Raw genomic sequence first — 14,213 nt, 5'->3', positions numbered from 1 at the left:
CGCCCGCCCTGCCACACCTACCCGCCCGGCTACTCGCATGCGTACGGCACGTTTCGCCCTGTCCGCGTTTGTCCGGATATCGCCGATTCGAACACGTCGCGCGGTTCGATTCCGTTCCCCTTCTCGCGTGACCCCGGCAGCGGCTCACCCGTTGTCTCCTTCATGAGCCGGGAACCGCCCGGAGCACGTACCGAGTTCGAGGAGCCACCCGTGCCGCGCATGCTCGACGTCAGCGAGGACGTACGCGCCGAGATCGGCGACGCCGAAGCCGACCGGCTGCTCGTCGGCGACAACGCCCCCGGCAGTTACGACTGCACCTCCTGCCGCACCCCCGGCGACTCCGAGCAGGAGCGCACCAGCACGGTGCTGTTCGTCGGCGACGAGACCGCCGTCCTGGCCTTCGCCCACGCGAGCTGCATCCCCTCGCAGGTGGTCCAGGTCGCCGAGGAACAGCTGCAGGGCGCCGTGCGCAGCATCACCGGCAGCGAGCAGGAGGCGGCCCCGCAACGCCTGACGCCCGAGCAGGCGGTGCTCGGGATCACCAGCGGCCTCGTCCTGATCGACGACGAGCTCCACCCCGCCCTGGTCGTCGAGCCGACCGGCGCCATCGCCCGCCCGGGCAGCGACGGCAGTGCCGGTGACGAGTTCCTCCAGCTGCTGCTGGAGCAGAACTTCCGCCCGGTCCACCGGATGGACCAGGTCCCGGAGGTGCTGCACGGCTGGTCGATCCTGCTCGCCATGGGGCAGCTGCACGCGGTGCTCCAGCCGGGGACGGGCGGCGGGGCTCCGGTGGCCTGGTGGCAGGCGCACGCGCCGCTCCAGGTCACCGAGGGCTGGCGGACCGCGGCCAACAAGTCGCAGACCGTGCTGGTCTACGCCGCCCCGGCCGGTTCGATCGGCCAGCAGCCCCGCGAGGACCTGCTGCGCGACGCCCTGGAGAAGGCCGCGGCCGGCGGGCTGCTGGTCGCGGCCGCGATGCCGCTGGCCGGGACCTGATCATGACCGCGCACCCGCGGCGAACAGCTATTTCTCCCGCGGGCCCGCATCCGACGGGCAGCGGGGTCGTTGGCACATACGTGCACTCATACGACCCCTCCCACCAGCGTCCGAGCCCGATCCCTGCCATGCGTCCCGCGCAGGACCCATCGGGCGGCCCGTCCCACACCCCGATCTACGACGCGCTGTACTCCGAGTACCGCAGGTCGTTCAGGGCGCTGCCGGGTGATCGGAGTGGCGAGGAGAGTCTGGGCCTGCCGGCCTTCGGCTCCGGGTTCTTCGGCTCCCGCGCCCCGCTGAGCGGCCACTCCGGGCACGGCGGAGCGGGGAGTACCGCGAGCGGCACGGGCGGACAGAGCGGCGGCCCGAGCAGCCACACGGGGAGCCTCGGCTCGTGGCAGCGGGTCGGACGGCACGCGGGCGGGGGCAGGCCGGCGGCGGCGCTGCCACCGGGTTCACGGGGAGCCTGACCGTACGACGGAGCCCCGGACCGCTCGTTGAACGAGTGGTCCGGGGCTCCGTCGTGTGCCCAGGAGGCCGTTGAGCGCCCCTTGGAGGCTTCAACAACCTTGGGGGCCCTGGGAGGGCCACAGCGTGCCGCCCCTGCGTCTTACGCAGGCGCAGGGCGGCGCCGGGCCTCACCGGTTGCCTACTTGTTGCGGCCGCGCTTCTCGCGGACCCGCACCGAGATGTGGATCGGCGTGCCCTCGAAGCCGAACTCCTCACGCAGCCGGCGCTCGACGAACCGGCGGTAACCGTGCTCCAGGAAGCCGGAGGCGAAGAGCACGAAGCGCGGCGGCGTGGTGCCCGCCTGGGTGCCGAACAGGATGCGGGGCTGCTTGCCGCCGCGGATCGGGTGCGGGTGGGAGGCGACGATCTCACCGAGGAAGGCGTTCAGCCGGCCGGTGGGGATACGGGTCTCCCAGCCGGCGAGCGCGGTCTCGATCGCCGGGACCAGCTTCTCCATGTGGCGGCCGGTGAGGGCCGAGACGTTGACCCGCGGGGCCCAGGCGACCTGCGCGAGCTCCGTCTCGATCTCGCGCTCCAGGTAGTAGCGGCGCTCCTCGTCGAGGGTGTCCCACTTGTTGAAGGCCACGACGATCGCGCGGCCGGCCTCGACGGCCATCGTCACGATGCGCTGGTCCTGCACGCTGATCGACTCGCTGGAGTCGATCAGGATCACGGCGACCTCGGCCTTCTCCACGGCGGCCGCGGTACGCAGCGAGGCGTAGTAGTCCGCGCCCTCCTGGAGGTGGACCCGGCGCCGGATACCCGCCGTGTCGATGAACTTCCAGGTGATGCCGCCGAGGGTGATCAGCTCGTCGACCGGGTCACGGGTCGTGCCGGCCAGCTCGTTGACGACGACGCGGTCCTCGTTGGCCACCTTGTTGAGCAGCGAGGACTTGCCGACGTTCGGACGGCCGATCAGCGCGATGCGGCGCGGGCCGCCGACCGCCGTGCCGAACGACTGGGCCGGGGCCTCGGGAAGCGCCTCCAGCACGGCGTCCAGCATGTCGCCGGTGCCGCGGCCGTGCAGCGAGGAGACCGGGTGCGGCTGGCCGAGGCCGAGCGACCAGAGCGCGGTGGCGTCCGCCTCGCCGCTCTGTCCGTCGACCTTGTTCGCGCAGAGCACGACCGGCTTGCCGGACCGGCGCAGCAGCTTGACGACAGCCTCGTCGGTGTCGGTGGCGCCGACCGTCGAGTCGACCACGAAGACGACCGCGTCGGCCATCTCGATCGCGTACTCGGCCTGGGCGGCGACGGAGGCGTCCAGCCCGAGCACGTCCTGCTCCCAGCCGCCGGTGTCGACGACCTTGAAGCGGCGGCCCGCCCATTCGGCCTCGTAGCTGACGCGGTCACGGGTGACACCGGGCTTGTCCTGGACCACGGCCTCGCGACGGCCGATGATCCGGTTCACCAGGGTCGACTTGCCGACGTTGGGGCGGCCGACGACGGCGAGCGCGGGCAGCGGGCCGTGACCGGCCTCACCGATGGCACCCTCGACGTCCTCGGGGTCGAACCCCTCCTGCGCGGCGAGCTCCATGAACTCCGCGTACTCGGCATCGCCAAGCGCTCCGTGCTCGTGGTCCGAGCCGCCGGAGTGAATCTGGTCGTTCATGAAGTCCGTTCCTCTTTGCATCATCATCGATGGACCACGCAGCACGCGGTCCACTACTCAAGTCTTACTCGGTGCGCCCGGTGAGACGCCTGGCCTGCTCCAGGTGGCCGGTCAGCCGTCCCTGGATGCGCACCGTCGCCTCGTCCAGCGCCTTGCGCGTCCGCCGGCCGCTGCCATCACCCGCCTCGAAAGCCTCACCGAAGACGACATCGACACGGCTGCGCAACGGCGGCAGTGCCGATATCAACCGTCCGCGGCGCTCAGTGCTTCCCAGTACGGCCACGGGCACGATCGGCGCCCCGCTGCGTACCGCGAAATACGCCAGTCCGGCGCGCAGCGAGGCGAAGTCTCCTTCGCCCCTGGTGCCCTCGGGGAAGATCCCGAGCACCCCGCCGTCCCCCAGCACGCCGAGGGCGTGGGTGATGGCGGTGCGGTCGACGGTCGTACGGTCCACCTTCAGCTGACCGATTCCGCGCAGGAACGGGTCCAGGGGGCCGACGAACGCCTCTTTCTTGATCAGGAAGTGGACGGGCCGGGGCGCGGTGCCCATCAGCATCGGCCCGTCGATGTTGTGCGAGTGGTTCACCGCGAGTATGACGGGTCCGGAGGCGGGAACCCGCCAGGCGCCGAGTACACGGGGCTTGAAGAGCCCGTACATCAGCCCGATCCCGATGCCGCGTCCGACCGCCGCTCCGCGCAGCGTGGGCGCGCCCGTGGCAGGTGTCACTTGGCGGCCTGCTTCTCCCCGACGAGGGTGACGACGCACTCGATGACCTGCTGGAGGGTCAGCTCGGTGGTGTCCACCTCGACCGCGTCACCCGCCTTGGCGAGCGGCGAGGTCTTGCGGCCGGAGTCGGCTGCGTCCCTCTTGATCAGTGCTTCCTTGGTGGCCGCCAGATCCGAGCCCTTGACCTCGCCGCTGCGGCGGGCCGCGCGGGCCTCCGGGGACGCGGTCAGGAAGATCTTGATGTCGGCGTCGGGCAGCACGGTCGTGCCGATGTCGCGGCCCTCGACGACGATGCCCTTCTCCGCTCCGGCGGCGATGGTGCGCTGCAGCTCGGTGATGCGGGTACGCACCTCGGGGACGGCGCTGACGGCGCTGACCTTGGAGGTGACCTCCTGCGTACGGATCGGGCCGGAGGCGTCCTCGCCGTCGACGGTGATCGTCGGGCCGGTGGGGTCGGTGCCGGAGACGATGACCGGCTTGGCGGCCGCGGTCGCCACCTCGGCGGCGTCGTGCACGTCGATGCCGTTGTTCAGCATCCACCAGGTGATCGCCCGGTACTGGGCACCGGTGTCCAGGTAGCTGAGGCCGAGCTGGGCGGCGACGGCCTTGGACGTGCTGGACTTGCCGGTTCCGGAGGGGCCGTCGATGGCGACGATCACTGCGGCCGGGGCGGTCCGGGCGGCGGCGCTTACGGTTTCCACGGTGGTGGACACCTTCCTGGTACACGGGGCGGGCGGGACGGGACGCGTGAACCCGCCCCGCACAAGGTTACCGAGTGCCGGGGCGGGCCCGACCACCCCTGTGGAAAAGTGCCTCCCGGCCCGGTGTCCCAAGGGCCGGCGGGACGGGAGGCCGCTGCGGCTACTGCCGGATCGACCAGCCCCGGTCGCGCAGGGCGGCGCTCAGTGCCGGGGCGGCGCTCGGTTCGACCATCAGCTGGACGAGGCCCGCCTGCTGCCCGGTGGCGTGCTCGATCCGTACGTCCTCGACGTTGACCCCGGCCCGGCCCGCGTCCGCGAAGATCCCGGCCAGTTCGCCGGGGCGGTCGCTGATGAGGACTGCCACGACCTCGTACGAGGCGGGGGCGGCCCCGTGCTTGCCGGGCACCCTGACCCGGCCGGCGTTGCCGCGGCGCAGGACGTCCTGGATGCCTTCGGTGCCCGCGCGGCGCTTGTCCTCGTCGGCGGACTGCAGCCCGCGCAGCGCGATGACGGTCTCCTCCAGATCGGCGGCGACCCCGGCCAGCACGTCGGCGACGGGGCCGGGGTTGGCGGACAGGATCTCCACCCACATCCGGGGGTCGGAGGCCGCGATCCGCGTGACGTCCCTGATGCCCTGCCCGCACAGGCGCACCGCGGTCTCGTCGGCCTCCTCCAGGCGGGCGGCGACCATCGACGAGATCAGCTGCGGGGTGTGGGAGACGAGGGCGACGGCGCGGTCGTGGGCGTCGGCGTCCATGACGACCGGGACGGCGCGGCAGAGCGCGACCAGCTCCAGCGCGAGGTTGAGGACCTCGGTGTCGGTGTCACGTGTGGGCGTGAGGACCCAGGGCCGGCCCTCGAACAGGTCGGCGGTGGCGGCGAGCGGGCCGGAGCGCTCCTTGCCGGCCATCGGGTGCGTACCGATGTACGGGGTGAGGTCGACGCCGAGCGCTTCCAGCTCGCGGCGCGGTCCGCCCTTGACGCTCGCGACGTCCAGGTAGCCGCGGGCGACACCGCTGCCGATGGCCGTGGCGAGCACGGTCGCGGTGTGGGCCGGCGGCACGGCGACGATCGCCAGGTCGACGCGGCCCTCGGGCTGCTCGTCCGTACCGGCTCCGAGGGCGGCCGCCGTACGCGCCGACTCCGGGTCGTGGTCGACGAGGTGGACCTTGATGCCGCGCCCGGCGAGGGCGAGGGCCGCGGAGGTGCCGACGAGGCCCGTTCCGATGACGACGGCGGTTCTCACTGGGCGATGTCCTTGCGAAGGGAGGCGGTGGCACCGAGGTAGACATGGGCGATCTCGGACTTGGCGAGATACGTCTCGACATGCGCGAGGATCCGTACCACCCGGGGCATGGCCCCTTCGATGTCCAGCTCCTGGGCGCAGATCAGCGGTACGTCGACGATACCGATCCCGCGTGCCGCGGCGGCCGGGAAGTCGCAGTGCAGATCGGGTGTGGCCGTGAACCAGATACTGATCAGATCGTCCGCGACCAGGCTGTTGCGCTCCAGGACGGTGGTGAGCAGGGCACTGACCTGCTCGTCCATGTGTCCGGCCTCGTCCCGCTCCAGCTGGACGGCTCCGCGGACCGCTCGTACCGCCACGTCGTGCTCCTTGCCTGTTCCTGCCACGTCTGCGCTTGCGTTTCAGCCTAAGGGTGCGGCGGGGTCCCGCGCCGGGCCGCCCTGTCCGTGAGACGGGGCGGCGACGCGTGCCCCGGCAGGGCGCGTAGCCTCCCCGCATGATCTCCCCCGGCGACGAGTCCCTGGTCAGCGACCACACGGTCTACTCCTGTGTGATGGGCTCGCGCGCCTTCGGGCTCGCGACCGAGGGCAGCGACACGGACCGGCGCGGGGTGTTCCTCGCCCCGACCCCGTTGTTCTGGCGGTTCGACAAGCCTCCGACGCATATCGACGGGCCGGCCGACGAGCAGTTCTCCTGGGAACTGGAGCGGTTCTGCGAACTGGCTCTGCGGGCCAACCCCAATGTGCTGGAGTGCCTGCACTCGCCCCTGGTGGAGCAGATCGACGCGACGGGCCGCGAACTCCTCTCGCTGCGCGGCGCGTTCCTGTCCCGGCAGGCCCATCAGACCTTCGTCCGGTACGCGCTGGGCCAGCGACGGAAGCTGGAGGCGGATGTCCGGCAGTACGGGGCGCCTCGCTGGAAGCACGCGATGCACCTGCTGCGGCTGCTGGCGAGCTGCCGGGACCTGCTGCGTACGGGCGAGCTCACGATCGACGTGGGCGCGGCCCGGGAGGAACTGCTGGCGGTCAAGCGGGGCGAGGTCGCCTGGCCCGAGGTGGAGCGGCGCATGACGTCGCTGGCCGAGGAGAGCGACGAGGCGGCCGCCGTCTCCCCGCTGCCCGACCGGCCGGACCGGGCGCGGGTCGAGGACTTCCTGATCCGCGCCCGGCGGGCGTCGGCCCTGGCGGCCGAGGCGGGTTCAACGGACTGAGGCCGGTTCAACGGGCCGAGGGCGGTGCGGGGCGGTGCGGGGCGGTGCGGTGCGGGGCGGTGCGGTGCGGTGCGGTGCGGTTCAGCCTGCCGGGACGTGGGTCAGCCGCGCCCGCACCACCAGTTCGTGCAGCGCGTCGAATCCGCTCGCCGCGTCCGGAAGTCCCGAGTCCGCCTGTGCCCCGTCGAGCACCTGGTGCAGCGACTCGATGTCCCGGCCCACCGCCACGGCGTCCACCCCGTCCGCTCCCCCGTGTTCGGCCGCGGCCTTGGCCTCGATCAGGCCGGGGAGGTACGACGGTGCCGGTACCCGGCCGAGCAGCGTCGGCAGATGCGCCAGCACCTCGCCGCTGCGCATCAGGTGGATGCCGGTGAGCAGCGCCCGGAAGGTGTACAGGAGCGGCTTCAGTTCGCCGGTCTTCTCGAAGAGCCGCCACTGGGTGTTGGCGAATCCGCGGTAGTGGTGGGCGTGGTTGCGGGTGAGGACGGCCGGGGCGAGGGCCACCAGTTCGGCGTGCAGGGCGGTCGTGTGCACGACCAGGGGCGAGAGCAGCTGTTCCAGCACGTAGCCGTTCGGCTTCAGCATCAGCCGGACGAACTTGCGAAGATCGTGGGTGACCAGGTCCATCTCCACCCCTTCGTCGCTGTCCCACATCCGCGAACGGGTCTCCTCGGGCTCACGGAGCCCGACCAGGTCCTCGGCGGGCAGGACGTGGACCCCCCGCAGGTCCACGTCCGAGTCCCGGGAGGGGAACCCGTACAGATGCGCCCCGGAGACCGTGGCGAACAGCAGCGGGTGGCGCTCCCCGGCGATGACCGGGCCGAGGTCGGTGACCGGCAGTCCGGCCTGCTGGAGGAGTGCGGTGTTCGTGAGCATGGCTCAAGCGTCCCAGAGCGCCCCCAGGGACAGCAGGTCGCTCCGGTACTCGATCCGCTCCGACCACTCCTTGGGCCAGGCTGCCGAGCCCAGGTGCGCGCCGGCCAGCGCGCCGGTCAGGCAGCCGAGCGAGTCCGAGTCGCCCCGGGTGCAGGCGGCGCGGCGCAGGGCGGTGACGGGTTCGTCGGGGAAGAGCAGGAAGCAGTGCAGGGCCGTGGCGAGTGCCTCCTCGGCGACCCAGCCGTCGCCGGTGGTCTCGCAGGGGTCGGTCTCCGGGGACGGGTGGCGCAGGGCGTCCTGGACTCGGGCCAGCGCGGTGAGGCACTCGTCCCAGCCGCGCTGGATGTACAGCTCCGGGGACGAGTCGCCCGCGTGGCGCCAGAGGTCGCCGAGCCAGCGGGTGAGGTAGCGGTTGCTGTTCTCGTACGCGTAGCTGCGCAGCTGGCCGATCAGGCCCATCGGCTCCGCGCCCTGGGCCAGCAGATACACCGCGCGGGCCGTCAGGTCGGACGCGGCGAGTGCGGTCGGGTGTCCGTGGGTGAGGGCGGCCTGGAGCTGGGCGGCGCCGGCGCGCTGTTCCTCGCTCAGTCCGGGGACGAGTCCGACGGGCGCGACGCGCATGTTGGCGCCGCAGCCCTTGGAACCGGTCTGGCTGGCCTCCTGCCAGAGCCGGTCGCTGTCGAGCAGACGGCAGGCGGTCATGCAGGTGCGGCCGGGAGCGCGGTTGTTGTCGGGCGAGTGGTACCAGTCGACGAACTCCTCGCGCACCGGCCTCGCCAGGCGCAGCGGGGTGAGCAGTCCGCGGTCCATGGCGGTTCGAATTCCGCGTCCGAGGGCCAGGGTCATCTGGGTGTCGTCGGTGACGAACGCCGGCTTCGGCAGCCGCATCTGGCGCCACGGCCCGCACTTGGCGAGGATCGACGGCACGTTGTTGAACTCGGTGGGGAAGCCCAGGGCGTCGCCGAGCGCGAGCCCGGTCAGCGCGCCGGTGGCGGCCTGTTTGGTGAGGGTCCTGGTCACGATCACGTGCTTCTTCCTTCCGGTCGCAGCAGTGGGGGGTGCAGGGCGGTGGCGGCACCCGCCCGGTGGAGGGCGGCCGGTTTTCCCCGTCCTCCGGTGCGGCGCGGCGGTCCCTCCACGGCCTGGACGAATCCGGGTGTGGCAAGGACCTTGCGCCGGAAGTTGGGCCGGTCCAGCTCGACGCCCCAGACCGTCTCGTACACCTGCTGGAGCTCTCCCAGGGTGAACTCGGGCGGGCAGAACGCGGTGGCCAGGCAGGTGTACTCGAGTTTGGCGCCGATCCTGGCCCGGGCGTCGGCGAGGATGAGGTCGTGGTCGAAGGCGAGCGTGCCGAGCCGTCCGGCGTCCCACCACTGGGCGCTGGCCGCGTCGCCGCCACCGCGCGGTTCGGGCAGATCCGGGACGAGGGCGGCGTAGGCGACGGACACGACCCGCATCCTCGGGTCGCGGTCCGGTTCGCTGTAGGTGCCCAGTTGCTCCAGGTGGAGGGACGGGACGGTGTCCTCGGTCAGCCCGGTCTCCTCGGCCAGTTCCCTGCGGGCCGCGGTCCCCGCCGACTCGCTGGGCAGCACGAAGCCGCCGGGCAGCGCCCAGTGGCCCTTGTACGGGTCCTCGCCCCGTTCGACGAGCAGGACGTGCAGCCGGGACTCGCGGACGGTGAACACGGCGAGGTCGACGGTGACGGCGAACGGCTCGAAGGCGTGCGGGTCGTAGCCCTGGGGCGCGGCGGCGTTCATCGTCGCTCCGGGAGAGGCGCGGCGAAGTCCCAGCCGTCGGCGAGCAGGGTGTCCACGGCCGCGACGGCGGCGGCCAGCCGCTCGGGCCGGCTGCCGGTGACTTCGGTGAACGTCCTTCCCGTGCGGGTGAGTTCGGCCCGGAAGCGGTCGGTCATCCAGGGCCGCAGCTCCTCGCCGTCGCGCAGGCCGTCGTCCTCGAAGGCGACGCCCTCGTGGTCGGTGAGCAGCCACAGGTGATGGGTGACCCGGTCGGCCGTCCGCTCGACCAGGGGGTTGCGGCCGCCGACGTACCGCTCGTGCCACACGGTCGTGGCGAAGGAGTCGGTGTCGCAGACGAGGAGCGGGGATCCGGCGCGGGCCGCGGCCTCCTCGCGGGCGTTCTGGGTCTCGGCGATGAGGGGGAAGTCGTGCGTGGTGAAGGAGACGTCCTCCCACTGGGCCTCGGGCCACCGGGCGCGCAGCGCGGCGAGCTTCCGCTCACTGAACTCACGCCCGTACTCGGCCACATAACCGGTGTGCGCCCAGATGCCGCCGCGCCGCCGGTAGTACGCGGCGAGGTCACGGGCCAGGGTGGTGGTCCCGGTGGACTCCGCGCCGAGGACGACGACCCGCCGAGTGAGCGCCGCCCTGACCGGGGGTTCGAGGAAGTCCCAGCAGCCGGCCGGATCCGCGCGGACGGCGGTTCCCGAGACCGGGAAGACCGAGCGGTCCGGGTCGACGCAGACGGACTCGGCTCCGAAGCGGCGTGCCAGTTCGTCCCCGTACGCCTCCGAGGTGAAGACGGCGTCCACGGGCTCGGGCACGGCCCCGGTGAAGACGGCCATGTGGGCGTCCCAGATCGCCGGGTCGTGGAGATCCATCCGGGTGTCGTCCATGGCGCCCACCACCGTCACGTCCGGGTGCACCTCGCGCATCCAGGCGACCCGGTCGGCGAGCGGCACCGATTCCACCGAGGCGGCGCAGACCAGCACGGTCAGCCGCTCGCAGCGGTCCCGGGCGGTGCGGACGAGGTGGTGGTGGCCGGCGTGCGGCGGATAGAACTTCCCGAGCACCAGCCCATGTGCGAAACGCTTCATGCCACGGCCTCCACGGGCTCCGGGGCACGGACGGCGAGGTCCCGCGTCCAGTTGCGCAGGCCCATCAGGCACAGCATCAGGAATCCGGCGTACAGCAGCGAGGTCAGATAGAGCTCCTTGTGCGCGTACAGCGGGATGTAGACCACGTCGGCGGCGATCCACAGCCACCACGACTCGACGAGCTTCCTGCACTGTCCGTACGTCGCCGCGAGCGACAGCGCGGTCGTCAGGGCGTCCCAGAAGGGCACCGTCGAGTCGGTGGCCCGGTCGAGAAGAACGGTCAGCGCGAGGGTCCCCACCGCCCCTGCCGCGAGCAGCCCGGCCCATTCGGTGCGGGTGGTGCGCCGCACCGGCAGGCCGTCCGTCCCTGGTCCACCCCCGTGGGTCCAGGTCCACCAGCCGTACGCGGCAAGGGCGATGAAGACGATCTGGAGTCCGGCGTCGGCGTACAGACCGGACTGGGCGAACAGCAGGATGAAGAAGACGTTGTTGGCGATGCCGATCGGCCAGTTGGCGAGGTGCTGGCGGGCCACGAGCCAGACGCACAGCGCACCGCTGCCGAAGCCCAGCACCTCGGTCCAGCTGACCGGGGTGTCCAGAACCGTCACCAGGGGTTGCCGCAGAGGGTCGAGTACATCCGCGAGACTCACGCCCGCCTCCTTAATAGTCACTCTGACTATAAAGGCGGAACGAGGGCAGCAAAAGACCCGCGGCCGGTTCCTGTTCGAAAATCGGAAATCGAGATCCAGGAACCGGCCGCGGGCCGTGGGCGGTGCGGGTCCGCAGAAGCTGCGGACCCGGCGGGGTGGTCTACAGACCGACCTCGCGCATCAGCATGCCCACTTCGGTGTTGGTGAGCCGGCGCAGCCAGCCCGACTTCTGGTCGCCCAGCGGGATCGGCCCGAACGACGTGCGCACGAGCCGCTCGACGGGGAAGCCGGCCTCGGCCAGCATCCGGCGGACGATGTGCTTGCGGCCCTCGTGGAGGGTCACCTCGACGAGGTAGTTCTTGCCGGTGTTCTCGACGACGCGGAAGTGGTCGGCACGGGCGTACCCGTCCTCCAGCTGGATGCCGTCCTTGAGCCGCTTGCCCAGGTCGCGCGGGAGCGGGCCCTGGATGGCGGCGAGGTAGGTCTTCTTCACGCCGTACTTCGGGTGGGTGAGACGGTGGGCCAGCTCGCCGTGGTTGGTGAGCATGATGATGCCCTCGGTCTCGGTGTCCAGCCGGCCGACGTGGAAGAGACGCGTCTCACGGTTGGTGACGTAGTCGCCGAGGCACTGACGGCCGTCCGGGTCCTCCATGGAGGAGACGACACCGGCCGGCTTGTTCAGCGCGAAGAAGAGGTACGACTGAGTGGCGACCGTCAGGCCGTCCACCTTGATCTCGTCGTGGTTCACGTCGACGCGCATGCCCTGCTCGACGACGATCTCGCCGTTCACCTCGACGCGGGACTGCTCGATGAGCTCCTCGCACGCGCGGCGCGAGCCCATGCCGGCCCGGGCGAGGATCTTCTGCAGCCGCTCGCCCTCCTGCTCGGCGCCCGGGTGGGTCCTGGGCGTCTTGATCTCGGGCTTGTCCGCGTACCTGTCGCGGTTGCGCTGCTCGATCTTGGCGTCGAGCTCGCGCGAGCGCGCCGGGGAACCGTACGGGGCACGCCGGCCGCCGCCCCTGGAGCCGCCCGACGCCGCCTTCGGACCGCCCTTGGCACCGCCGCGGGCCGACTCGCCGCGGCCCTTGCGGGTGCCGCCGTCGCCGCCCGGCTTGTCGTTGCCGACGTCGTAGCGGCGCTCCTCGGGGCGGGGGCGGCGGGGGCGCTGCTCCTGGTTGTCGTCGCGCCCGGAGCCGGGGGTCCGGGCGTTCGGGTTGCTGTTCCTGCCCGTGCCGGTGTTGTTCCTGCTGCTCCTGCCGCCGCCGCTGCCGCCGCTCCTGGCGCCGCCGCCGCTGTTGCCGCCGCTCCTGGCGCCGCCGCTGTTGCCGCCGCTCCTGCCGCCGGCGCCGCTGCTGCCGCTGTTCCTGCCACTGCTTCGCATCAAAATTCCGTCTTGTCGTGTGCGTGAGTATCCGGGGTGTCCGGTGCGTCCGGATCGAACGACGGCACACCCTCTAGCGTCTCAGCCTCGATCGCGTCCGCCTCGGGGAGGAAGGGCGCGAGCTCCGGGAGCTCGTCCAGGCCACGCAGGCCCATTCGCTCCAGAAAGTAGTTCGTCGTCCTGTACAGGATCGCACCTGTTTCGGGTTCCGCGCCCGCTTCCTCGACCAGACCCCTCTGCAGCAGGGTCCGCATGACCCCGTCACAGTTCACACCGCGCACCGCCGAGACCCTCGACCGGCTCACCGGCTGGCGGTACGCGACCACCGCCAGGGTCTCCAGTGCCGCCTGTGTCAGACGCGCGTGCTGCCCGTCCAGGACGAAGCCCTCGACCGCCGGCGCGTACTCCGGGCGCGTGTAGAAACGCCAGCCGCCCGCGACGAGTCTGAGGTCGAAACCGCGGCGCTGCACGGTGTACTCGTCGGCCAGTTCGCGCAACGCGTCGGCGACGGCCCGCCGGGGCCGCTCCAGCACCTTGGCCAGGTGCTCCTCGGTCGCGGGCTCGTCGACGACCATGAGGACGGCCTCCAGCGCGGGCTTGAGAGCGAGGTCCGCGACGGAGGAGCCGGTGATGTCCTCCTCGCTCATTCCCTCACGTCCCGCTGTGCATCCTGCACGTCCTGCACGTCCTGTGCCTCCTGATCGAACTCGTCCGTCACGGTGGGCCCGGCGCCCTCTCCCCCGGCCCAGCGCACCGTGAGCTCACCGAGCGCCTCCTCCTGGTCCAGGACGACGGCCTTCTCCCGGTAGAGCTCCAGCAGGGCGAGGAACCGTGCGACGACGGTGAGGGTGTCCGGAGCGTCCTCGGTCAGTTCCCGGAAGCTGATCTCCCCCGCCGCACGGAGCCGCTCCACCATGATCCCGGCCTGTTCGCGCACGCTGACCAGGGGGGCGTGGATGTGGTCGATGTAGACCTGCGGCCGGGGCTTCGGCTGCATCGCCTTCACGGCGAGCCGGGCGAAGCCCTCGGCCCCGATGCTGATGACGACGTCGGGCAGCAGCTGCGCGTGATGCGGTTCCAGCCCGACGGTACGGGGGAAGCGCCGGCCCTCCGATTCCAGGCGGGCGCTGAAGATCTCGGCGATGCGCTTGTACGCGCGGTACTGCAGCAGCCTCGCGAAGAGCAGGTCCCTGGCCTCCAGGAGCGCCAGGTCGCCCTCGTCCTCCACCTCTGCGGCGGGCAGCAGGCGGGCGGCCTTCAGATCGAGGAGGGTCGCGGCGACGACGAGGAACTCGGTGGTCTGGTCGAGGTCCCAGTCCGGCCCCATGGCCCGGATGTGGGCCATGAACTCGTCGGTGACCTTGGACAGTGCGACCTCGGTCACATCCAGCTTGTGCCTGGAGATGAGCTGGAGCAGCAGATCGAACGGGCCCTCGAAGTTCGCCAGCCGGACGGTGAAACGCCCGTCGTCGGG

At 71.7% G+C, this 14,213-nt stretch carries 16 protein-coding genes; 3 read left to right on the top strand and 13 right to left on the bottom strand.

Annotated elements, in window-relative coordinates; genetic code table 11:
- Positions 1 to 210: 210 nt before the first annotated feature.
- Positions 211 to 996, top strand: coding sequence for a DUF8842 C-terminal domain-containing protein (locus tag JGS39_RS26030; RefSeq protein WP_219572012.1), 786 nt, complete (start codon positions 211 to 213; stop codon positions 994 to 996).
- Between the two features lie 128 nt (positions 997 to 1,124).
- Positions 1,125 to 1,466: a hypothetical protein gene (locus JGS39_RS26025; protein ID WP_219572010.1), complete on the top strand. Its 342-nt coding sequence runs from the start codon at positions 1,125 to 1,127 to the stop codon at positions 1,464 to 1,466.
- 179 nt (positions 1,467 to 1,645) lie between these two features.
- Here the strand turns inward: JGS39_RS26025 and der are convergent, their stop codons facing one another.
- The 5 genes from der to aroH form a co-directional block, all read right to left on the bottom strand.
- Positions 1,646 to 3,115 (bottom strand): ribosome biogenesis GTPase Der, encoded by a 1,470-nt coding sequence (der, locus tag JGS39_RS26020; RefSeq protein ID WP_219572008.1) that lies wholly within the window; start codon positions 3,113 to 3,115, stop codon positions 1,646 to 1,648.
- A gap of 64 nt (positions 3,116 to 3,179) precedes the next feature.
- A complete protein-coding gene (locus tag JGS39_RS26015) occupies positions 3,180 to 3,842 on the bottom strand; it encodes a lysophospholipid acyltransferase family protein (RefSeq protein ID WP_219572006.1) in 663 nt (220 codons plus the stop codon).
- Entirely contained in the window at positions 3,839 to 4,555 is a 717-nt protein-coding gene (gene cmk, locus JGS39_RS26010; protein ID WP_219572004.1) for a (d)CMP kinase, read from the bottom strand. Before cmk ends, JGS39_RS26015 begins: the two co-directional genes overlap by 4 nt.
- A 148-nt stretch (positions 4,556 to 4,703) precedes the next feature.
- The gene (locus JGS39_RS26005; protein WP_219572003.1) at positions 4,704 to 5,789 is read right to left on the bottom strand and encodes a prephenate dehydrogenase; all 1,086 of its coding nucleotides are present in this window, start codon (positions 5,787 to 5,789) and stop codon (positions 4,704 to 4,706) included.
- Positions 5,786 to 6,148 (bottom strand): chorismate mutase, encoded by a 363-nt coding sequence (gene aroH / locus JGS39_RS26000; RefSeq protein WP_148016041.1) that lies wholly within the window; start codon positions 6,146 to 6,148, stop codon positions 5,786 to 5,788. Before aroH ends, JGS39_RS26005 begins: the two co-directional genes overlap by 4 nt.
- Before the next feature lie 137 nt (positions 6,149 to 6,285).
- Here aroH and JGS39_RS25995 point away from each other — a divergent pair, with 137 nt between their 5' ends.
- Positions 6,286 to 6,999 carry a nucleotidyltransferase domain-containing protein gene (locus JGS39_RS25995; RefSeq protein WP_219572001.1) on the top strand — a complete coding sequence of 238 codons (714 nt, stop codon included), beginning with the start codon at positions 6,286 to 6,288 and terminating at the stop codon, positions 6,997 to 6,999.
- A gap of 81 nt (positions 7,000 to 7,080) precedes the next feature.
- Here the strand turns inward: JGS39_RS25995 and JGS39_RS25990 are convergent, their stop codons facing one another.
- The 8 genes from JGS39_RS25990 to JGS39_RS25955 all read right to left on the bottom strand — a co-directional run.
- A complete protein-coding gene (locus JGS39_RS25990; RefSeq protein WP_219572000.1) occupies positions 7,081 to 7,875 on the bottom strand; it encodes a nucleotidyltransferase domain-containing protein in 795 nt (264 codons plus the stop codon).
- A 3-nt stretch (positions 7,876 to 7,878) separates the two neighbouring features.
- Positions 7,879 to 8,901, bottom strand: a complete 1,023-nt coding sequence (locus JGS39_RS25985) for an ADP-ribosylglycohydrolase family protein (RefSeq protein ID WP_219571998.1) — start codon at positions 8,899 to 8,901, stop codon at positions 7,879 to 7,881.
- Entirely contained in the window at positions 8,898 to 9,632 is a 735-nt protein-coding gene (locus tag JGS39_RS25980; RefSeq protein WP_219571996.1) for an NUDIX hydrolase, read from the bottom strand. The genes JGS39_RS25985 and JGS39_RS25980 overlap by 4 nt, the downstream gene beginning before the upstream one ends.
- Entirely contained in the window at positions 9,629 to 10,708 is a 1,080-nt protein-coding gene (locus JGS39_RS25975; protein WP_219571995.1) for an AAA family ATPase, read from the bottom strand. The genes JGS39_RS25980 and JGS39_RS25975 overlap by 4 nt, the downstream gene beginning before the upstream one ends.
- On the bottom strand, positions 10,705 to 11,358 hold the full coding sequence (gene pnuC, locus JGS39_RS25970) for a nicotinamide riboside transporter PnuC (RefSeq protein WP_219571993.1): 654 nt from the start codon (positions 11,356 to 11,358) through the stop codon (positions 10,705 to 10,707). Before pnuC ends, JGS39_RS25975 begins: the two co-directional genes overlap by 4 nt.
- 160 nt (positions 11,359 to 11,518) lie before the next feature.
- On the bottom strand, positions 11,519 to 12,739 hold the full coding sequence (locus tag JGS39_RS25965) for a pseudouridine synthase (protein WP_219571991.1): 1,221 nt from the start codon (positions 12,737 to 12,739) through the stop codon (positions 11,519 to 11,521).
- Entirely contained in the window at positions 12,739 to 13,386 is a 648-nt protein-coding gene (scpB, locus tag JGS39_RS25960; RefSeq protein ID WP_219571990.1) for an SMC-Scp complex subunit ScpB, read from the bottom strand. The genes JGS39_RS25965 and scpB overlap by 1 nt, the downstream gene beginning before the upstream one ends.
- A partial coding sequence (locus tag JGS39_RS25955) for a segregation and condensation protein A (RefSeq protein ID WP_219571988.1) occupies positions 13,383 to 14,213 on the bottom strand: 831 nt, incomplete at its 5' end. The genes scpB and JGS39_RS25955, both read right to left, overlap by 4 nt.

The sequence above is a fragment of the Streptomyces poriferorum genome (genome assembly GCF_019399235.1).
GTDB classification, from domain to species: Bacteria; Actinomycetota; Actinomycetes; order Streptomycetales; family Streptomycetaceae; genus Streptomyces; species Streptomyces poriferorum.
Note: the sequence above shows the minus strand (reverse complement) of the source record. Positions and strands in the feature narration are given on the sequence as shown.

What these genes read in the sequence shown, in the direction of transcription:
- JGS39_RS26025 (WP_219572010.1), top strand. Translation starts at nt 1,125, where the DNA reads ATGCGTCCCGCGCAGGACCCATCGGGCGGCCCGTCCCACACCCCGATC.
- der (WP_219572008.1), bottom strand. Translation starts at nt 3,115, where the DNA reads ATGAACGACCAGATTCACTCCGGCGGCTCGGACCACGAGCACGGAGCG.
- JGS39_RS25995 (WP_219572001.1), top strand. Translation starts at nt 6,286, where the DNA reads ATGATCTCCCCCGGCGACGAGTCCCTGGTCAGCGACCACACGGTCTAC.
- JGS39_RS25990 (WP_219572000.1), bottom strand. Translation starts at nt 7,875, where the DNA reads ATGCTCACGAACACCGCACTCCTCCAGCAGGCCGGACTGCCGGTCACC.
- JGS39_RS25980 (WP_219571996.1), bottom strand. Translation starts at nt 9,632, where the DNA reads ATGAACGCCGCCGCGCCCCAGGGCTACGACCCGCACGCCTTCGAGCCG.
- JGS39_RS25975 (WP_219571995.1), bottom strand. Translation starts at nt 10,708, where the DNA reads ATGAAGCGTTTCGCACATGGGCTGGTGCTCGGGAAGTTCTATCCGCCG.
- JGS39_RS25965 (WP_219571991.1), bottom strand. Translation starts at nt 12,739, where the DNA reads ATGCGAAGCAGTGGCAGGAACAGCGGCAGCAGCGGCGCCGGCGGCAGG.
- scpB (WP_219571990.1), bottom strand. Translation starts at nt 13,386, where the DNA reads ATGAGCGAGGAGGACATCACCGGCTCCTCCGTCGCGGACCTCGCTCTC.